Here is a 19,554-nt window from a genome sequence, read left to right on the forward strand (position 1 = left end):
TCCGCCCGATGGGGGTCCCCCCGATCGAGCGGAGCCGAAAGTGGGGGCCGCGACCAGCCACAACGGGCCCGCAGACGGCTGACGCCAGCTCGCGGCACCCCCCTCTCCGGTCGCCGCTCCCGAAGCGGAGCGCTACCGCGCCATCGCCTCCACCAGCACGCTCCCCGCCGTCCGTGCCACCACGAACGACTCCCCCTTCACCGCCTTGGCGTCCAGGGCGATGCGGTGGCGGCCCGGTTCGAGGACGCCGTCGAAGACCTCGTGGGTGTGGGTGCGGTAGAGGCGGTCGAGGCGGTACGCGGTGAGGCGGACCCGACAGGGCGAGGTGACCTCGACGCCCGCCTCGCCGTCGGCCGCCACCAGACGGGTCAGGCGGCGCTGCTCCGCCGGACTGCGGTCCAGGGCGTGTTCGATCTGGGCGACGAGGAGCGGGACTATCGGGGCGAGCCCCTCGACGTACACCACGTCGACGCCCGCCTGCTCGAAGGAGCGGCGTACGGCGGCGCGTTGCTCCTGGGCGATGGCGCGGCCGAAGGCGACGGCGCCGTAGGCGCGCAGTTCGTCGGCGGGGACTCCGTCGGCGTCGTGGGCGATGTCGGCGCCGATGCCGATGGTGCGCAGGGCGGCGGCGAGCTTGGCGAGGAGGGCGACTCGGGCGCCGATCAGCAGGACCCGGCGGCGGGCGCCCTGCGACTCGCCGTCGAGGAGGGCGGCCAGCGCCTCGCGGTACTCGGCGCCGTGGAAGCGGAAGGGGCCGATGCCGTGGTAGCCGTTGAGTTCGAGGTCGGCGTGTTCGTCGGTCTGCCAGGCGAAGTCCCGCCAGATGTAGTCGTCCCCTTCCGGGCCGCCCCGCTCGATGATCGCGGTGACGGCGCCGCAGGCCAGGTCGGCGCACTCGGGGCAGCCGTAGATGACGTAACGGCCGTCCGGAAGCGGTGGGTCCGCCTCCAGGAGGAGGCTGCGGACCTGTTCGGTGAAGATCGCGGGTGGGATGTCGGAGGCGAGCGGGGAGACGGCGTCGAGGTCGGAGAGCTGGAACAGCAGCGGGCGTCCGTCGACGATGAAGTCCACGAAGTCCCGGTGCACTTGGTAGTCACCGTTGGCGAGGACTCCACCGGCACGCATCGCCGGTGCCAGGCCGAAGGTCGCGTATTCGGCAGACATGCTGTGAGTATCCCCAGAGTGGGAGCTGTCTGAGCACGGCATGACATATTCCGCTAACGTCCCCGCGTGGAGAGCGTGCGGAACAACGATGTCATCGTGGTGGGCGCCGGGGTCATCGGGCTGACCACGGCCGTCGTCCTCGCCGAGCGCGGCGTACGGGTGCGGGTGTGGACGCGGGATCCCGTGGAGGCGACCACCTCGGCGGTTGCGGGCGCGCTGTGGTGGCCGTACCGGATCGAGCCGGTCGCGCGGGCGCGCGTATGGGCACTCCAATCGCTCGATGTGTACGAGGAGTTGGCGACGCGGCCCGAGTCGACCGGCGTACGCATGGTCGAAGGGGTACTGGGCGAGGCGGATCTCGACCGGGCCGAGGCCTGGGCGGCTGCCCGGGTGCCCGGGCTTCGGGTGTCGACGGCCGAGGAGTACGCGGGGAGGGGGCTGTGGGCGCGGCTGCCGCTCATCGACATGTCGGCTCATCTGCCGTGGCTGCGCGAGCGGTTGGTGAAGGCGGGTGGGGTGGTCGAGGAGCGTACGGTCGCCGGCTTCGCCGAGGTGGACGCGCCGGTGGTCGTCAACTGCACTGGGCTGGGGGCGCGTTCGCTGGTGCCGGATGCGTCCGTGCGGCCGGTGCGCGGGCAGTTGGTCGTCGTGGAGAATCCCGGCATCCGCGCGTGGCTCACTTCCACGGGCGCGGACGGGGAGATGGCGTATTTCTTTCCTCAGCCCGGGCGGCTGGTGCTGGGCGGTACGGCCGAGGAGGATGCCTGGTCGCTGGAGCCGGATCCGGCGGTGGCCGAGGCGATCGTGCGGCGGTGTGCGGCGCTGCGGCCGGAGATCGCGGGGGCGCGGGTTCTGGAGCACCGGGTCGGGCTGCGGCCCGCGCGGTTCGCTGCGCGGCTGGAGCGGGAAGTCCTGCCCGGGGGGCGGGTGTTGGTGCATAACTATGGTCACGGTGGGGCTGGTGTGACCGTGGCGTGGGGATGTGCGGGGGAGGCGGCCGGGTTGGCTTGCCCGGCCGCCTAGCGCTCCGCGGGGTGCGTTGTTCGTCGTCTGCGGCTGTGTCGTGGCTGGTCGCGCAGTTCCCCGCGCCCCTAAGAGCCGCTGCTAAGCCGTAGGGGACTTTGCGCAGCCCGCTTAGCCGATGGGGACGCGGTGTGCGGCGCTCGGGTCGCGTACGCCCTTCAGCATCGTTGCCGCGGGTGCGGACGGTGACTTGCCGGAGGTGGCGCGGGCGAAGGCTGCCGCGCCGCCGACCAGCGGGACGTTGGCCGAGGTGTGGGTCAGGTCCAGGGTGAGGGTCGGTTTGTCGGCCGGTGGGTCGATGAGGTCCTTGTCGGTGCCCGCGACGATCAGGGCGAGGCGGTGGCCGGTCGGGACGACATGGTCGGTGGGCGCGAGGTCCAGGGTGATGGTGTACGCCTTGCCCGGGGTGAGCGGGACGCCCCTGGTGTCGGAGGCGTAGTTGCCGAGGTCGGCCCACCCGCGGCTGAGCACCGTGTAGTCGACGGCGGTCTTCTTGGCCTCGGTGGCCTTGAAGCAGGCGCTGTCGCCCGCTGTGCTCGCGCCCCAGCAGGTGCGCTCGGTGAGGGTGGTGATGCCCTCCGCGGAGTCGGCGTAGTCACGGATGGTGTCGGGGCCGAGGTCGACGAGGACGGCGGAGAGGTGGGCCGTCTTCGTGGTGGGGGTTGCGGTGACGGTGACCTTGGAGGAGCCGGACAGCCGCAGGTCGTGGGTGAGGGGCTTGGTGACGAAGCCTGCCTTGTCGGGGGTCGAGGTGTCGATCTTCGCGGCCCAGTCGGTCTCGCTCAGCTGCGGGTTGTCGGTGAAGGTCTCGGTGCCGTCGCCCTTGGTCAGGCCGAGGGTGCCGACGCCCGCCTGGGCGCCCTGGTCCGGGCGGAGGGTCGTGGGGCGGGTGCCGCTCGGGGGCCAGGACCGCGAGGTCACCCACTGGTCGGGGTGGCGCTCGATGTCGGCCATGGGCTCGCGGTCGATGCCGTTGTCGTAGCCGAGGAGTTCGTGGTCGAACCAGCGGTGCAGGGTGTCGACCCAGGCGGCACGGCGGAAGTCGAAGGGGTCGACATGGCCGGTCTGGGAGAGCCAGATCTTGCGCTCGACGCCGTTCTTGGCGAGGGCGTCCCACCACTGGCCGAGGTTCTTGGTGCGGACGTTGAGGTCCTGCATGCCGTGTACGAGGAAGACGCTGGCCCGCACCTTGCTCGCGCTCCTGACGTAGTCGCGCTCGGTCCAGAACGGCGTCCGGTCGCCGGTGCGCGGGGCCCCGTCGACGATCTTCTGCTGGACGGCCGCGCACTTGGCCCGGGCGTCGGGGCTGTCGACGTAGTTCGAGAGCCAGTCGGGGCCGGAGTCGTAGAGCGGGGCACCCTTGGCGAAGTAGTAGTCGTACCAGGAGGAGATGGCGCTGATCGGGACGACGGTCTTGAGGCCCTTGACGCCGGTCGCGGCGACGCCGTTGGCGATCGTACCGTCCCAGCTCTTGCCGATCATGCCGGTCTTCCCGTTGGTCCAGGTCGCCCGGGCGGTCGTGGTGCCGGTGCGGGTCGTGTACGCCTTGGCCCTGCCGTTCAGCCAGTCGACGACGGCCTTCGCGGACTGGATGTCGCCGCGGCCGCCGACGTCGACGCAGCCGTCGGAGCGGTTGGTGCCGGCGAGGTCGACGCCGACGAAGGCGTAACCGCGGGGCACGAAGTAGTTGTCGTAGAAGAGCGGCATCTGGACGACGTCGCCGTTCGCGTCGTACGTCTTCTTCTGGCTCTCGTTGCCGCGGCCGCAGCAGGAGTAGTAGGGACTGGCATCCATGATGACGGGGACCTTGCGGCCCTGCTGGGCAAGTTCGCGGGGGCGGACGATGTCGACGGCGACGCGGTCGGCCTTGCCGTCGCCGTCCCCGTCGAGTCCGGTGTCCACCCATACGGCCTCGCGGATGGCGTTGTCGTAGGAGTAGACGGGCCGGCTCTCCCGCGGGGCACTGTGAGCCGCCGCGGGGGTGAGGAACGCTGCCATGAGGGCGGCGACGGCCGCCGCTGCGAGCGGTCTCCAGGTCGTGAAGCGCATGCGTATGGGCATGCGCGGACGGTACAACGGTCAACTCCCGTGCAGAAGAGTGCAATCGGACGCCTGCGAGGCCCATGGGGAAGCGGAGGCGGCTGCTCATGTCGGCCGAATGGCGATCGTGTGACACATGGGGCCATGGACATGCCCGGGGACACAGGGACTGAATAGGCTCCGAACAGACCTCGTACTCCTACGACTTGGAGCTTTCGTGCACCGCAGAATCATCACGCCGGGCGCACTCGCTGCCGCGTCCCTGATGCTGGCGATCCCGGCGTCGGCCGCGAGCTACTCCCCCGGCGCACCGGGCATCGGCGACCCCTACTACCCGGCCTACGGCAACGGCGGATACGACGTCTCCCACTACGACCTGCGGCTCCAATACCAGCCCACGACGGACGAGGTGGGCGGTACGGCGACGATCTCGGCCAGGACGACGCAGGATCTGTCGAGCTTCGACCTGGACTTCCTGCTGGACGTCAGCGAGGTGCGGGTCAACGGCGTCAAGGCGTCCTTCGCGACCTCGGGCCAGCACGAGCTGGTCGTGACGCCGAAGACTCCGCTGGCCAAGGGCACGCCGATCACCGTGGTGGTCCGCTACAGCGGAGTGCCGTCCACCAAGACCGCGTACGGCTTCAACGCCTGGCATCGCACGCCGGACGGGGCGGTCGCGGCGGACGAGCCCGAGGCGGCCTGGTGGTGGTTCCCGAGCAACGACCACCCGCTCGACAAGGCGACCTACGACGTGTCGGTGGCGGTGCCGGACGGCACCCAGGCGATCTCCAACGGCACGCTGCAGTCGACGAGTTCGAAGCTCGGCTGGACCCGCTACAACTGGCGGGAGAACAAGCCGCAGGCGACGTATCTGGCCACACTGGCGGTCGGCAAGTTCGACATCACGACCAGCACCTCCGAGGGCGGTGTGCCGGTCGTCAACGCCTACAGCAAGGACCTCGGCGACAACGACGGGGCCGCGCGGGCGAGCGTGGAGCGCACCGGGGAGCTCGTGGACTGGCTGAGCGGCTACTTCGGGCCGTATCCCTTCAGCTCGGCCGGCGGGTACGTGCCCAACACGACCACGGGGTACGCGCTGGAGACGCAGACCCGCGTGTACTACAGCCCGAAGCAGTTCGCGAACGGCTCCAACACCTCGGTGGTCGTGCATGAGCTGGCGCACCAGTGGTACGGCGACAGCGTGTCCTTGAAGGGCTGGAAGGACATCTGGATCAACGAGGGCTTCGCGCGGTACGCGCAGTGGCTGTGGTCGGAGCACGAGGGCGAGGGCACGACGCAGCAGCTCGCCGACTACGTGTACGCCTCGCACCCCGCGGACGACGCGTTCTGGAAGGTCAAGCCGGGTGACCCCGGTCCTGACAACCAGTTCGACATCGCTGTCTACGACCGGGGGGCGCTGGCGCTGCAGGCGCTGCGGAACGCGGTCGGCGATGACGCGTTCTTCGCCATTCTGAAGGGGTGGCCGCAGACGCACGCGTACGGCAACGCTTCTGTCGCCGACTTCCAGGCCTATGCCGAGCAGGTGTCGGGGAAGTCGCTGGCCTCGTTGTTCGACACGTGGCTGTTCCAGCCGACCAAGCCGAGCGCTCCCGCGGCGAAGGGGGCGGCGATGGCCAAGTCGGCGGCCGGCACCGCGCAACCGAAGTCGTGGAAGAAGATCGAGGCTACGAACGACGTGCACTGAGCGTTTGCCGGGTTCGGTGGTGTGGGGACTGCGGGCCGGATGTGGCTGGTAGCGCCCCGCGGCGGAGCCGCTGATGTGACGGCCCCCGCGCCCCTAAAGGGGCGCTCCCCTTGCCAGGAGTTCCTCGCGGCCTATCGCCTCCGCCTCCGTGGACGGCACCGTGCAGGCGTGGGCTCCCGCGATCGTGCCGTACACGGCGCTGCGTGTGGGGGTTTCGCGGTTCAGCCAGCCGTAGAGGAAGGCCGCCGCGAAGGCGTCGCCCGCGCCGTTGGAGTCGACCACCGGTGCGGGTGGCGTGGCGGGCGGTATGTGGGTGAGCTCGTCGTCGGCCAGCAGGTACGCGCCCTTCGCGCCTGCCGTGGCGACGACCACCTGCGCCCGGCCCCGGTCGGCGATCCGGCGCATCGTGCGCTCGGGGTCGGACAGGGCGGCGGCGGACAGGAAGACGACGTCCGCCGCCTGCGCGAACGGCTCGTGGTACGGGTTCTTGCCGTCCCAGTCGTGCAGATCGGTGGAGACGGTCGCGCCCGACTCACGCAGCAGCGGCAAGGCATCGGCGCAGGGTTGGGTGATGGCGACGTGGACATGGCGGCTCGCACCGGCCAGCGCACGCACCATGTCCTCCGGGAAGCGGTGGTCGCCCTGTGTGCGGCTCACGTCGTACAGCGACAGGCGTCTGCCGTCGGGGCCGACGAGGTTGACCGCGCGCTTGGTGCCGGCGGGGTGGAAGACGGCGGTGAGCGCGATGCCGTTGTCCCGGTGCAGGGCACGGACGAGGTCGGCCTCGGGGTCGTCGCCGAGCATGTCGAGGTGATGGACGCGCAGGCCGAGGGCGTTGAGCCCGAGGGCCACGAAGTCGCCGGTCTGTCCGGCGCGGGTGCGGATCCCGGACTCGATCATGTAGCTGTCGGCGTACGGCAACGGAAGCTCCGGCACATACACGATGGTGTCCACGCCCGCCCCGCCCAGCACGAGGACGTCGGTTTCACGGCTCAACTCTGGCCCTCCCCATGGTCGTAGACGGAGACCTTGATGCCCCGCTTCACGAGACGCTCGGTGATCAGCGGTTCGATGCGGGACATGTGCCTCCAGCAGCCCGCCAAGGCGCTCTGTCGGGTTGGCAGGTTATATCGCCGTGGGCCCACCGGACGTTGGGTGGCTGCAGGTTGGTGGGTGGCTGGTCGCGCAGTTCCCCGCGCCCCTTCAGGGCGCGTCCCTGACCGTACGCCCCCTCCGGCTCCGGGCAGTGGCGCCATGCGGACGCAACGGTGGCGTCACCCCGGACATAGATGATCTCCGACATGACGCCACCGTAGGCGATGCCACTGACAGTGGCCCTGGCCTGCTACTTCGTCAGTTCGGTCAGTTCCCGGTCGCCGGCCCGTGCGACCCTGCGTCGGACCGCGAACCAGCCGGCGACCAGCATTGCGGCGATCACGGGGATGAGGAGGAGGGTCTTGCGGCCGACCTCGGCGTCGTTCCACATCAGGGCGAGTACGGCGAGCAGGAAGGCGATCGTGGTGATCTCCGTGACCGGGCTGCCGGGCAGGCGGAAGGACGGGCGGGTGACCAGGCCCGCCTTGGCGCGGCGGACGAAGACCAGGTGGCAGATCATGATGATCACCCAGGTCGAGACGATGCCGAGAGAGGCGACGTTCAGCACGATCTCGAAGGCCTGGCTCGGCATGAGGTAGTTGAGGCCGACGCCGAGCACGCACACCGCGCAGGTGAGCAGGATGCCGCCGTAGGGGACCTGGCTGCGGTTCATGCGGGCCGTGAACCTGGGCGCCGAGCCCGCCGTCGCCATCGAGCGCAGGATGCGGCCCGTCGAGTACAGGCCCGAGTTCAGCGAGGACATCGCGGCCGTCAGGACGACCAGGTTCATCACGTCGCCCGCCGCCGGGATGCCGATCTTCGACAGGACCGTGACGAAGGGGCTCTGGTCCGCCGAGTACACCGAACCCGGGAGCAGCAGGGCCAGCAGGACGACCGAGCCGACGTAGAAGAGGCCCACCCGCCACATGATGGAGTTCACGGCGCGCGGGACGACCTTCTCCGGCTCGGCGGTCTCGCCCGCGGCGACGCCGACCAGTTCCAGGGCGGCGTACGCGAAGATCACGCCCTGCATGACGAGGACGACCGGCATCAGGCCGTGCGGGAGGACCCCGCCGTGGTCGTTGATCACGCTCAGGCCGGGGGTGTGGCCGCCGACCTCGTGCCGGGTGGCCAGCAGGAAGATGCCGATCAGCATGAAGCCGACGAGCGTGGCGACCTTGATGATCGCGAACCAGAACTCCATCTCGCCGAAGATCTTCACCGAGATCAGGTTCACGGCGAGCACGACGGCCAGCGCGATCAGGGCGAGCGCCCACTGCGGGATGCTCGTGAACATGCTCCAGTAGTGCGTGTACAGCGCGATCGCCGTGATGTCGGCGATTCCCGTCGTCGACCAGTTCAGGAAGTACATCCAGCCGGCGACATACGCGCCCTTCTCGCCGAGGAACTCGCGCGCGTACGACACGAAGGAACCGGAGGAGGGGCGGTAGAGGACCAGTTCGCCCAGCGCCCGGACGACGAAGAAGGCGAAGATCCCGCACACCAGGTAGGCGAGCGCGAGGGCCGGGCCCGCGTTGTGCAGGCGGCCGCCGGCGCCCAGGAAGAGGCCGGTGCCGATGGCGCCGCCGATGGCGATCATGTTGACGTGGCGGGCCTTGAGGTCCTTGCTGTAGCCGGCGTCACCCGCGTCCGCGGGCGCCTGGGCCGCATCGGTCCGGGTGGCGGCCTGTGCCGTGTCCACGGCGTCCTTGCTCACAGGTGGTTCCACTCTCTGGTGCGCCCGAGCGGGTCGCGCTCGGGTGTCCGGACGTACTCGGTCGGCGCGTTCGGTGGGGCGCAGACCAACGCGGCACCTTCCCCCGGGTGGCAGGACGCATGCGATGGCATAGATCACAGAGCGGTACTTCTCACAAGCCTCACGCGCCCCTCGTACCGGGTTTCGCAGTACTGGTGTGACAGCGATACTGCTGCGCATGACGACCGACACCGACAGCGGCAGCGACACCGCGGAGCCGACGCTCACCATCGACGAACTGGCCGCGCGGGCCGGCGTCACGGTCCGCACGGTCCGGTTCTACGGCACCAAGGGGCTGCTGCCGCGCCCGGTGATCGGTCCGCGCCGGGTGGGCCGCTACGGGCAGCAGCACGTGGCCCGGCTGGCGCTGATCGAGGAGCTGCAGCACCAGGGCATGACGCTGGCGGCGATCGAGCGTTACATGGCGCAGCTGCCGCCCGGTCTCAGCAACCACGACCTGGCGATCCACCGGGCCGTGGTGGCGTCCTGGGCGCCGGACACCGTGGAGACGGTGAGCGCGGCGGAGCTGCGGCGCCGGGCGGGGCGGCCGCTGGCCGAGGACGAGGTGGAGCGGCTGTGCGCCATGAACGTGATCCGGCGCGACGGGGAGTCGTACCGCGTCGACTCCGGCCTGCTCCGGCTCGCCGTGCAGCTCCTCGACGTACCGCTGTCCGAGGAAGCGATCCTGGCGGCGCGCCGGGTACTGATCGAGCACTCGCGGGCCGCCGCGCACGAGCTGTCGCAGCTGTTCCGTGACGAGGTCTCCCAGCGGGCGGAGCAGGACGTGAAGTCGCTGTCCGCGCACATGCAGCCCATCGTGGTGCAGGCGCTGCTGACGACCTTCCAGCGGTCGCTCAAGGAGGAGGTGCACCAGTGGCTCGACGCCTCACTCGACCTCTCGGAGGAAGGCGTCTCGGAGGAAGGCGTCTCGGAGGAAGGCGTCTCGGAGGAAGGCGTCTCGGAGGAAGGCGTCTCGGAGGAAGGCCGACCCTCCTGAGGCGTTGAGTCCGAACGAGAGCATGCCTGTCGGGGCTTGTGCTGCAGCGCACACCCGCGCGCCCACATGGTCCACGTCGAGGCGGCGGGTTCCGCCCGTCACGGAGAGGGCGGCGCGGGGCGGGGGCCGTGGTCGCGGACGTGGATCGAGGTGGCCGGTTACCTTCTCCAGGAACAGGGTGTCGGCGCCGTCGGGGACGGCCAGGTGCACGTTCTCGTCCCGCAGCTCGCGCACGGTCGGCGCCGACTGGCCGAGCACGAACAGCCCGGGCCCGATGCGGTAACCGCCCTCCTCGGTGCGCTCGACCGGGCCGAGCCGGACCAGCTCACCGATCAGCCGGTGCGCGGTCGGCTTGGGCGGTCCGGTGCACAGGGCCGGCTCGGCGAGGGCGAGGGCAAGGAAGCGGGTCACCGCAGGGGTACGTCGACCAGCAGCGGCCCCGTCAGCTCGCCCGCCCCGGCGACCCGTTCACGCAAGTGGTCCGCGCTGTCCGCGCGTACGGCGTCGACCCCGAAGAAGCGCGCCGCCTGGGTGAAGTCCAGTGGCCCCAGCTCCGTGCCGGGGCAGACACCCTGGCTGCCCATCGCCCCGTAGGTGTCCTGGACGGTCTGGTGGACGCCGTTGCTCATCACCACGAACAGGACAGGGACGTACTGGCGGGCGGCGCTCCACAGGCCCTGGAGGCCGAACAGGGTGCAGCCGTCGCCCAGACGGCGACCACCGGGCGGCCGGGCTCTGCGAGGGCGCGGCCGACGGCGGCGCGGTCCACGCCCTCGTCGCGCAGGATCTCCAGCAGGGCGAGGGCGGGACGGTACCCCATGGGGGCTCCTCGGGGGGCGGCCGTGTGAGCCTTTCGCGGGTCAGCGTGCGGTGTCCCTGGCCGTGATTGATCTTTTCAGCCCGCCCGGCGTTTGAGGACGAGGCCGTTCAGGCCGAAAGCGGGGGTCTGGGGGCGGCAGCCCCCAGGGGACGGGAACCCTCCGCCGAAGGGGTCACGCGTCCGCGAACCGCTCCCCCTTCTCCGCCTTCCGCACCAGCAGCGCAGGCGGCGCAAACCGCTCCCCGTAGCGGTCCGCCAGCTCACGCGCGCGTGCCACGAAGCCCGGCAGGCCGCCCTCGTAGCCGTTGATGTACTGCAGCACGCCCCCCGTCCAGCCGGGGAAGCCGATACCGAAGATGGAGCCGATGTTGGCGTCGGCGACCGACGTCAGGACGCCCTCCTCCAGAAGCCTCACGGTGTCGAGCGCCTCGGAGAAAAGCATCCGCTCCTGCATGTCCCGGAACGGGATCTCATGCCCCGGCTTGGTGAAGTGCTCGCGCAGCCCGGGCCACAGCCCCACCCGCTTGCCCGCCTCGTCGTAGTCGTAGAAACCCGCTCCCCCACTGCGGCCCGTACGCCCGAACTCGTCGACCATGCAGTCGATGACCGCCTCGGCCGGGTGCGTCGGCCAGGTGCCGCCCGCCTCCTCCACGGCCCGCTTCGACTCATTGCGGATCTTGCGCGGGAGCGTGAGCGTCAGCTCGTCCATCAGGGAGAGGACCTTGGCCGGGTAGCCCGCCTGCGCCGCCGCCTGCTCGACGGATGCGGGCTCGATGCCCTCGCCGACCATCGCGACGCCCTCGTTGATGAAGTGGCCGATCACACGGGAGGTGAAGAAGCCGCGGGAGTCGTTCACGACGATCGGTGTCTTCTTGATCTGGCGGACCAGGTCGAAGGCGCGGGCGAGGGCCTCCTCGCCCGTCTGCTCGCCCTTGATGATCTCGACGAGCGGCATCTTGTCGACCGGAGAGAAGAAGTGCAGACCGATGAAGTCGGCCTGGCGCTCCACTCCCTCCGCCAGCGCGGTGATCGGCAGCGTCGACGTGTTGGAGCACAGCAGGGCGTCCGGTTCGACGATGTGCTGGATCTCCTGGAAGACCTTGTGCTTGAGCTCCGGGTTCTCGAACACGGCCTCGATGACCGCGTCGCAGCCGGCCACGTCCTGCGGGTCGGCCGTCGGCGTGATGCGGGCGAGCAGCGCGTCCGCCTTCTCCTGCGTCGTACGGCCCCGGGAGACGGCCTTCGCGCACAGCTGCTCGGAGTAGCCCTTGCCCTTGACGGCCGCCTCGAGCGACACGTCCTTCAGGACCACCTCGATGCCCGCACGGGCGCACGAGTACGCGATGCCCGCGCCCATCATCCCGGCGCCCAGGACGGCGACCCTGCGGACCGGACGCGACTCGATGCCCTTGGGACGGTTGGCACCGGAGTTGACGGCCTGGAGGTCGAAGAAGAAGGCCTGGATCATGTTCTTGGACGTCTGGCCGGCGGCCAGCTCCACGAAGTACCGCGCCTCGATGACCTGCGCCGTCTCGAAGTCGACCTGGGAGCCCTCGACGGCCGCGGCGAGGATGTTGCGCGGCGCCGGGTAGGGGGCGCCGTTCGTCTGCTTGCGCAGGGTGGCGGGGAAGGCGGGCAGGTTGGCGGCGAACTTGGGGTTCGCGGGGGTGCCGCCGGGGATGCGGTAGCCGGGCTTGTCCCAGGGCTGCTGCGACTCGGGGTTGGCGTCGATGAAGGCGCGGGCCTTGGCGAGCAACTCGTCCTGGGTGGCGGCCACTTCGTGGATCAGGCCGTTCTGCAGGGCGCGCTGGGCGTTGTACTGGGTGCCCTGCAGCAGCACCTTCAGCAGCGCGTCGGCGATGCCCAGCAGGCGTACGGTGCGCACGACGCCACCGCCGCCGGGGAGCAGGCCGAGGGTGACCTCCGGGCAGCCGATCTTCGTGCCGGAGGTGTCGAGCGCGACCCGGTGGTGGCAGGCCAGCGCGATCTCGTAACCGCCGCCGAGGGCCGCGCCGTTGATCGCGGCGACGACCGGCTTGCCCAGGGTCTCGATGCGGCGCAGGTTGCGCTTGATGGCCATGCCGCCGTCGAAGAGGTCCTGTGCGGTCTCGGGGGTGACCCGGATGAGGTCGCGCAGGTCGCCGCCGGCGAAGAAGGTCTTCTTGGCGGAGGTGAGGATGATGCCGCGGATGGAGTCCTTCTCGGCCTCCAGGCGGTCGGTGATCACGGCGAGGGAGTCGCGGAACGCCTGGTTCATGGTGTTCGCGGACTGGTTCGGGTCGTCGAGTACGAGGGTGACGACGCCGGTGCGGTCCTGTTCCCAGCGGATGGTGGTGCTCTGCGTCATGACGGGGGTCTCCGTAGAAGTCTCTGAAGTCTCTTGGTTCCGCCGGGTGTTCAGATGCGCTCGACGATCGTGGCGATGCCCATGCCGCCGCCGACGCAGAGGGTCGCGAGGCCGTAGCGCTTGTCCTGGCGCTCCAGTTCATCGACGAGGCTGCCGAGGATCATGGCGCCGGTCGCGCCGAGCGGATGGCCGAGGGCGATCGCGCCCCCGTTGACGTTGACCTTGTCCAGGGACAGGCCCATGTCCTTGACGAAGCGCAGGACGACTGCGGCGAAGGCCTCGTTGATCTCGACCAGGTCGATGTCGTCGATGGTCAGTCCGGCCTTGGCGAGGGCCTTGCGGGTGGCGGGCGCGGGACCGGTGAGCATGATCGTCGGCTCTGAGCCGGAGACGGCGGCGGAGACGATCCGCGCGCGCGGCCGCAACCCGTACCGCTCCCCCACCTCCTTCGAACCGATCGCGACCAGCGAGGCGCCGTCGACGATGCCGGAGGAGTTGCCCGCATGGTGGACGTGGTCGATCTTCTCGACCCAGTGGTACTTCTGCAGGGCCACGGCGTCGAAGCCGCCGAGCTCGCCGATGTCCGCGAAGGACGGCTTCAGCTTGGCGAGGGAGTCGGCGGTGGTGCCCGGGCGCAGGTGCTCGTCGTGGTCGAGGACCGTCAGACCGCTGCGGTCCTTCACGGGGACGACGGAGCGGTCGAAGCGGCCCTCCTTCCACGCCGTGGCCGCCCGCTCCTGGGAGAGCGCCGCGTACTCGTCGACGTCACGGCGCGAGAAACCCTCGATGGTGGCGATCAGGTCGGCGCCGATGCCCTGCGGCACGAAGTTGACGGCGAGGTTGGTCATCGGGTCGTTGAACCAGGCGCCGCCGTCGGAGGCCATCGGCACCCGGGACATGGACTCGACGCCGCCCGCGAGGACCAGGTCCTCCCAGCCCGAACGGACCTTGGCGGCGGCCATGTTGACGGCCTCCAGACCGGACGCACAGAAGCGGTTCTCCTGTACGCCGGCGACCGTGTCCGGGAGGCCCGCGGCGACGGCGGCGATGCGGGCGATGTCGGAGCCCTGGTCGCCGACCGGGCCGACGACGCCCAGCACGATGTCGTCGATCGCCGCCGGGTCCAGGCCGGGGAAGCGGCCCTGGATCTCGTGGATGAGTCCGACGACCAGGTCGATGGGCTTGGTGCCGTGCAAGGAGCCGTTCGCCTTGCCGCGGCCGCGCGGGGTGCGGATCGCGTCGTACACGTACGCTTCGGTGCTCACTGGAAAGCCTTTCGGGGTGAGGGGCAGCCGGGCAACGAGCTTCAGTCCAGCAGGGAACGGCCGATGATCTCCTTCATGATCTCGGTCGTCCCGCCGTAGATGGTCTGGATACGGCCGTCGGTGAAGGCCCGGGCGACCGGGTACTCGGTCATGTAGCCGTAGCCGCCGTGCAGTTGGAGGCAGCGGTCGGCGACCCGCTTCTGCAGTTCGGTCGCCCACCACTTGGCCATGGAGGCGTCCACCGCGTCGAGCCGGCCGTTCGAGTGCTCCTCCACGCAGCGGTCGAGGAACGCGCGCGTGACGGCGCACTCGGTGGCCATCTCGGCCATCTCGAAGCGGATGTGCTGCTTGGTGGCGAGCGGCCGGCCGAAGGCCTCGCGCTCCTTGACGTACTCGGTGGTGATCTCCAGCAGGTGCTCGGCGGCCGCGATCGCGGAGACGGCGATGCTGAGGCGCTCCTGCGCGAGGTTGGTCATCAGGTGGCCGAAGGCGCCGCCCAGGGTGCCGAGCAGGTTCTCCTTGGGCACGCGCACGTCGGTGAAGAACAGCTCGGCCGTGTCCTGCGCCTTCTGGCCGATCTTGTCGAGGTTGCGGCCGCGCTCGAAGCCGTCCGTGCCGCGTTCGACGACAAGGAGGGACAGGCCGTGCGCGCCGCCCTCCGGGGTGGTCTTCGCGACGACGATCACCAGGTCGGCGAGGATCCCGTTGGAGATGAACGTCTTGGCGCCGTTCAGCAGCCAGTGATCGCCCCGGTCCTCGGCGTGCGTACGGATGCCCTGGAGGTCGGAGCCCGCGCCCGGCTCGGTCATGGCGATCGCGGTGATGATCGACCCGTCGCAGAAGCCGGGCAGCCAGCGCCGCTTCTGCTCGTCGGTGGCGAGGCCGGTGAGATACGGGCCGATGACGTCGTTGTGCAGGCCGAGAGCGAGCCCGGGAGTGCCCGCGCGGGTGAACTCCTCGGCCAGGACGGTGGCGTAGCGGAAGTCGGAGGTGCCGCCGCCCCCGTACTCCTCGGGCACGGCGAGTCCGAGCAGGCCCTGCTTGCCGGCGGCCCGCCAGGCGTCGCGGGAGACGATGCCGTCCTTCTCCCACTGCTCGTAGTACGGCAGCACCTCCCTGGCCAGGAAGGCACGCACGGTCGCGCGGAACGCGTCGTGCTCGGGGGCGAAGATCTGCCGCTTCATTCGGAGCCCTTCATGAGTTCCTGGTCCTTCAGGAGGTCGGGTACGTCCCAGTCGCGCGCCACAGCGGCGGTGTCGGCGCCGGGCTGCGCGGGGCCGGTCCGTACCGCCGTGGGAGTGGCGGAGAAGCGGGGGGCGGGTGCGGGCTGGGTGATGCCGCCGTGACCGGTGAAGGTGCCGCGGGCGGCGAGGTGCGGGTGGTGCGGGGCCTCGCGCAGGGACAGCACGGGCGCCACGCACGCGTCGGAGCCCTCGAAGACGGCCGTCCACTCGTCCCGGGTGCGGGATTTGAAGCGGGCCGCTACCGCCTCGCGCAGTTCGCCCCAGCGGGTCCAGTCCTTGCGGGCGTCGGCGTGCTCCGGGATGCCGAGAACGCGCACGAACTCGTCGTAGAACTGCGGTTCCAGGGCGCCGACGGCCATGTGCTTGCCGTCGGCCGTCTCGTAGGTGCCGTAGTAGGGGCAGCCGCCGTCCAGGAGGTTGGCGCCGCGGCGGTCCTGCCAGCCGCCGGCGGCGAGCATGCCGTGGATCATCGCGGCGAGGTGGGAGGTGCCGTCGACGATGGCGGCGTCGACGACCTGGCCGGTGCCGCCCGCGCGCGCGTGGTGGAGCGCGGCGAGGACGCCGACGACCAGGTAGAGGGAGCCGCCCGCGTAGTCGCCGAGGAGGTTGGCGGGGACGGCCGGGGGCTCGTCCGGGCTGCCGATCATCCCGAGGGTGCCGGTGAGGGCGATGTACGCGATGTCGTGGCCGGCGCGGTGCGCGAGGGGGCCTTCCTGGCCCCACCCCGTCATCCTGCCGTAGACGAGCGCCGGGTTGCGGGCGTGGCAGGCCTCGGGGCCGACGCCGAGGCGTTCGGCCACTTTGGGGCGGTAGCCCTCGATGAGGATGTCGGCGCGTGCGGCGAGGTCGAGGACGCGTGCGGGGCCGTCCGCGGACTTCAGGTCGACGATCACCGAGCGCTTGTTGCGGTTGGTGATGTCGTACTCCGTGTTGATCGCGAGCCCGACGCCGCCGGGGCGGTCCACGCGCACGACGTCGGCGCCCAGGTCGGCGAGGAGCATGGCGGCGAACGGGCCGGGCCCGATACCGGCCAGCTCCACCACGCGCACGCCGGAGAGCGGGCCGTGTCCAGGCGTCTTTGCCTCTGCCATGCAGTCCCCAGGGGTTGTGACACAACTGCTGTAACACTAGTGATGTTAGGAACACGTTCCAGCGGACACAAGACCCGGGAGAGCAAGCGCTTAGCCAAGTTGCGCCGCGGCCATGCCCCTCACCGCGAGTCCAGCTCGGCTATCAGCCGCTTCGGTGCGATCACGCGGTAGCTCTCCTCCACCCAGTCGCACAGCAGCTCCGCCGCCGGTGCGCCCTCCTCCGCCAGCGGGATGCGGACCCAGCCGGCCTTGCCCAGCCCGTATCCGGCGGGTTCCGCGCCCGGGGAGGTGAGGGCGTGCGCGTGGGCCGCGTCCTCCCTGAGCTTCACCGTGATGCCCAGCGGGTAGCTGCCGTCGTCCATGCCGAGGAACACGAACACCTTCTTGTTGACCTTGGCCACGGTCTCACCCCACGGAAACTCCTCGGCGGCACCCGGCAGCCCGAGAGCGAACTCGCGCACTTTCTCCCACTTCCTCAGGGCGCGTTCGGGCACGGTCACCGCTTACCTCCGGGCTCGTCGTCGGGCTCCGCACATCTCACGCTAGCCTCGGCCACCGACAACGGCGCGTGCTGCGGACCGAGGGGTGTCATGAGCAGGCTGAACAGGACGGACCGTCCGTACGACATCGTGCTCTTCGGAGCCACGGGCTTCGTCGGGGCGCTCACCGCGGAGTACCTCGCCGCGCATGCGCCCGACGACCTGCGCTGGGCGATCGCGGGCCGCAGCGAACAGAAGCTGGAGCGGCTGCGCGAGCGGCTGCCCGGCAGCGGGAAGGTCGGGCTGCTGAGGGCGGACGTGGCCGACCCGGCGTCGCTGCGCGAACTCGCGGAGCACGCGCGCGTGGTGGCCACGACCGTGGGACCGTATGTGACGTACGGCGAGGAGCTGGTGGCCGCCTGCGCGGACAGTGGTGCGGACTATCTCGACCTCTCCGGTGAGCCCGAGTTCGTGGACCTCATGTACGTCCGGCACGATGCACGCGCGCGTGAGACCGGTGCGCGGCTGGTGCATGCCTGCGGGTTCGACTCGATCCCCCATGACCTGGGCGCGTACTTCACCGTGCGGCAGCTGCCGGAGGGGGTGCCGCTGACGGTGGACGGGTTCGTGACGGCCGACGCCACCTTCTCCGGCGGGACGTTCGCGTCGGCGCTGAACCAGTTCTCGCGGGTGCGGCCGATGCTGGCCGCCGAGCGTGACCGAAAGCGGCACGAGCCGCGCCTGGTGGGGCGGCGGGCGGGCGCGCCGACGGGTGTGCCGCGGTTCGCGAAGGAGGTCGGCGCCTGGGCGCTGCCGCTGCCGACCATCGACGCGCAGATCGTGGGCCGCTCCGCGAAGGCCCTGGAGCGCTACGGCCCCGACTTCCGCTACCGCCACTACGCGGCCGTGCGGCACCTGCCCGTAGCCGTGGGCGGGATCGCGGCCGTCGGCGGTCTCTTCGCGGCCGCCCAACTGCCGCCCGCGCGGCGCTGGTTGTCGGACCGGCTCAAGCCCGGCGAGGGGCCGAGCGCCGAGAAGCGGGCGAAGAGCTGGTTCAGGGTCCGCTTCGTGGGCGAGGGCGGCGGCCGGCAGGTGCTCACGGAGGTCGCGGGCGGCGACCCCGGCTACGACGAGACGGCGAAGATGTTCGCCGAGTCGGCGCTGTCGCTGGCCTTCGACGACCTGCCGCCGACGGCCGGCCAGGTCACCACGGCGGTCGCGATGGGCGACGCGCTCACGGAACGGCTGCGGCGGGCGGGGATCACCTTCCGGGTGGCGTCGAGCGGGTGAATCGGCACTCCTGAGGCGCAGGCGCGAGCAGGACCGACGCGCGACCGCGCTCGGCATCCTGTCCCCTTCCCGGCTCTGGCCGGGCGCCTGGGCGCCTGGGCGCCTGGGCGCAGGAACGGTGCACGTTCGTCGTCTGCGCCGGGCCGCGGCACTGGCGCGAGGGACCTGCGAACAGCGAGCGGACTCGGCGGCGGGCCCCGCACCGGGTCCGCCACCGAGGCGGTGTGCGCCCAGTGCCCCCGTCAGGGTGGCGAGGTCGGACTTCCGAGGCGGCGCCGCAGGAACGGCTCCTGGGACAGTACGGCGCCCACACTGAGCCCTACAGCGACGGCCACGGACACGACGATCAGCCAGGACAGCATGACGAAGACCGAACCCGCGGAACCGTAGTCGGACAGTGCCCGGTTGAGCGCCCGCGGCATGTAGAAGTGTGCGGCCACGGACAGACAGCTCACTGCGATCGCCGTGAGGACAGCCCCCGGCAGCAGGGGCGCCCAGCGGACGGCTCCGCCCAGCAGTAGATGCTGGGTCCACCACCACATGGCCGTCTGCACGGCCAGAACGATCGGAATGCCCAGCCACGCCCCCAGGCCGAACCCGTCGCGCAGCAACCCTTGCGCGACCAGCGCGCCGAGCCACAGCGCGATCCATGCGAGCCATCTCCACGGAGCGACTTTCGTTCCTCCGGGGGGCAACAGCCAGACCCGTTTGCACAGCCGCTGCACCGCACGGCTGACCGCGGTGGCCGACAGCAGCACCATCAGCCCGCCCACCACGCCGATCGCCTGGCGCACGTTGTCGGTCGGTGGCTGGAACACCTGCTGCACCTCGGACTTCGACTGCCCGCTCAGACCGAAGACGGCGCTGACTGACTTGACGACCTGGTTCTGCACCGCCTCGGGCGCGTACGCGGACAGCACGAACAGCAACGGGACCGCGGTCAGGAAACACTGCGCCGCGATGCGGGTGGCGGAGTCGAAGATGTTCACCGCCACCATGCGGTCCAGAAGTGCTGTGATGACGGGAAAGCGGATCTCCAGGCGCGCGTGGACGGCCTTCAGCCAGGCCGTCAGTTGCCCGAGACGGCCACGCCACCGTGACGCGCGCGAGTCCGTGACCGCATCCCGGCGCCGCATCAGCCGCGAGTCTCCATCGTCGCCCCTTCCCTTTCCAGAGTGCGCGACGAAGCGGCCCTCGGCACCCTGCCGCAGGCACGGGCCAAGACCGGCTCAACCGTC

General features: G+C 70.7%; 17 protein-coding genes and 1 pseudogene. 4 read left to right on the top strand and 14 right to left on the bottom strand.

All coding sequences use genetic code 11. The annotated features are described in order from the left end of the window. Positions 1-132 precede the first annotated feature (132 nt). Positions 133-1,164 carry an oxidoreductase gene (locus ACWDAG_RS01420; protein ID WP_450693524.1) on the bottom strand — a complete coding sequence of 344 codons (1,032 nt, stop codon included), beginning with the start codon at positions 1,162-1,164 and terminating at the stop codon, positions 133-135. A gap of 66 nt (positions 1,165-1,230) precedes the next feature. Here ACWDAG_RS01420 and ACWDAG_RS01425 point away from each other — a divergent pair, with 66 nt between their 5' ends. Next, positions 1,231-2,187 carry an FAD-dependent oxidoreductase gene (locus ACWDAG_RS01425; protein ID WP_450693525.1) on the top strand — a complete coding sequence of 319 codons (957 nt, stop codon included), beginning with the start codon at positions 1,231-1,233 and terminating at the stop codon, positions 2,185-2,187. 111 nt (positions 2,188-2,298) lie between these two features. Here ACWDAG_RS01425 and ACWDAG_RS01430 read toward each other — a convergent pair whose 3' ends face one another. Further along, a complete protein-coding gene (locus ACWDAG_RS01430) occupies positions 2,299-4,248 on the bottom strand; it encodes a Xaa-Pro dipeptidyl-peptidase (RefSeq protein ID WP_450693526.1) in 1,950 nt (649 codons plus the stop codon). Between the two features lie 196 nt (positions 4,249-4,444). Here ACWDAG_RS01430 and ACWDAG_RS01435 point away from each other — a divergent pair, with 196 nt between their 5' ends. Then, entirely contained in the window at positions 4,445-5,932 is a 1,488-nt protein-coding gene (locus tag ACWDAG_RS01435) for a M1 family metallopeptidase (RefSeq protein ID WP_450693527.1), read from the top strand. A 93-nt stretch (positions 5,933-6,025) separates the two neighbouring features. Here ACWDAG_RS01435 and ACWDAG_RS01440 read toward each other — a convergent pair whose 3' ends face one another. From ACWDAG_RS01440 to ACWDAG_RS01450, 3 genes and pseudogenes are all read right to left on the bottom strand, one after another. After that, complete coding sequence (locus ACWDAG_RS01440; RefSeq protein ID WP_450693528.1) at positions 6,026-6,928, bottom strand: PfkB family carbohydrate kinase; 903 nt, start codon at positions 6,926-6,928, stop codon at positions 6,026-6,028. Further along, a pseudogene (locus tag ACWDAG_RS01445) lies at positions 6,925-7,011 on the bottom strand (Appr-1-p processing protein); the annotation flags it as partial. The pseudogene ACWDAG_RS01445 and the gene ACWDAG_RS01440, both read right to left, overlap by 4 nt. Before the next feature lie 266 nt (positions 7,012-7,277). Then, positions 7,278-8,744, bottom strand: coding sequence for an amino acid permease (locus ACWDAG_RS01450; RefSeq protein ID WP_450693529.1), 1,467 nt, complete (start codon positions 8,742-8,744; stop codon positions 7,278-7,280). A 217-nt stretch (positions 8,745-8,961) separates the two neighbouring features. On the opposite strand from ACWDAG_RS01450, the gene ACWDAG_RS01455 reads away from it, so the two are divergent. Then, positions 8,962-9,780: a MerR family transcriptional regulator gene (locus ACWDAG_RS01455; RefSeq protein WP_450693530.1), complete on the top strand. Its 819-nt coding sequence runs from the start codon at positions 8,962-8,964 to the stop codon at positions 9,778-9,780. On the opposite strand, the gene ACWDAG_RS01460 is transcribed toward ACWDAG_RS01455, so the two are convergent. The 8 genes from ACWDAG_RS01460 to ACWDAG_RS01495 all read right to left on the bottom strand — a co-directional run bounded on the left by ACWDAG_RS01460 (position 9,670) and on the right by ACWDAG_RS01495 (position 17,047). Then, complete coding sequence (locus tag ACWDAG_RS01460; RefSeq protein ID WP_450693531.1) at positions 9,670-10,191, bottom strand: hypothetical protein; 522 nt, start codon at positions 10,189-10,191, stop codon at positions 9,670-9,672. The two genes, ACWDAG_RS01455 and ACWDAG_RS01460, sit on opposite strands and share 111 nt — an antisense overlap. Further along, on the bottom strand, positions 10,188-10,490 hold the full coding sequence (locus ACWDAG_RS01465) for a thiamine pyrophosphate-dependent enzyme (protein ID WP_450693933.1): 303 nt from the start codon (positions 10,488-10,490) through the stop codon (positions 10,188-10,190). Before ACWDAG_RS01465 ends, ACWDAG_RS01460 begins: the two co-directional genes overlap by 4 nt. Continuing rightward, positions 10,409-10,600, bottom strand: a complete 192-nt coding sequence (locus ACWDAG_RS01470; protein ID WP_450693532.1) for a hypothetical protein — start codon at positions 10,598-10,600, stop codon at positions 10,409-10,411. The genes ACWDAG_RS01465 and ACWDAG_RS01470 overlap by 82 nt, the downstream gene beginning before the upstream one ends. 172 nt (positions 10,601-10,772) lie before the next feature. Next, positions 10,773-12,947 carry a 3-hydroxyacyl-CoA dehydrogenase NAD-binding domain-containing protein gene (locus ACWDAG_RS01475; protein ID WP_450693533.1) on the bottom strand — a complete coding sequence of 725 codons (2,175 nt, stop codon included), beginning with the start codon at positions 12,945-12,947 and terminating at the stop codon, positions 10,773-10,775. A 50-nt stretch (positions 12,948-12,997) separates the two neighbouring features. Next, positions 12,998-14,212, bottom strand: a complete 1,215-nt coding sequence (locus tag ACWDAG_RS01480; RefSeq protein ID WP_099932695.1) for an acetyl-CoA C-acetyltransferase — start codon at positions 14,210-14,212, stop codon at positions 12,998-13,000. 41 nt (positions 14,213-14,253) lie between these two features. Further along, entirely contained in the window at positions 14,254-15,396 is a 1,143-nt protein-coding gene (locus ACWDAG_RS01485; RefSeq protein WP_450693534.1) for an acyl-CoA dehydrogenase family protein, read from the bottom strand. Beyond that, positions 15,393-16,547, bottom strand: a complete 1,155-nt coding sequence (locus tag ACWDAG_RS01490) for a CaiB/BaiF CoA transferase family protein (RefSeq protein ID WP_450693535.1) — start codon at positions 16,545-16,547, stop codon at positions 15,393-15,395. Before ACWDAG_RS01490 ends, ACWDAG_RS01485 begins: the two co-directional genes overlap by 4 nt. A 119-nt stretch (positions 16,548-16,666) precedes the next feature. Then, positions 16,667-17,047, bottom strand: coding sequence for an MmcQ/YjbR family DNA-binding protein (locus ACWDAG_RS01495; RefSeq protein WP_450693536.1), 381 nt, complete (start codon positions 17,045-17,047; stop codon positions 16,667-16,669). A 90-nt stretch (positions 17,048-17,137) separates the two neighbouring features. Between ACWDAG_RS01495 and ACWDAG_RS01500 the strand changes: the two genes are divergently transcribed. After that, positions 17,138-18,316, top strand: coding sequence for a saccharopine dehydrogenase family protein (locus ACWDAG_RS01500; protein ID WP_450693537.1), 1,179 nt, complete (start codon positions 17,138-17,140; stop codon positions 18,314-18,316). Between the two features lie 242 nt (positions 18,317-18,558). Here the strand turns inward: ACWDAG_RS01500 and ACWDAG_RS01505 are convergent, their stop codons facing one another. Beyond that, positions 18,559-19,452 (bottom strand): YhjD/YihY/BrkB family envelope integrity protein, encoded by an 894-nt coding sequence (locus ACWDAG_RS01505; RefSeq protein WP_450693538.1) that lies wholly within the window; start codon positions 19,450-19,452, stop codon positions 18,559-18,561. Positions 19,453-19,554 lie beyond the last annotated feature (102 nt).

The sequence above is a fragment of the Streptomyces sp. NPDC001157 genome (genome assembly GCF_053598255.1).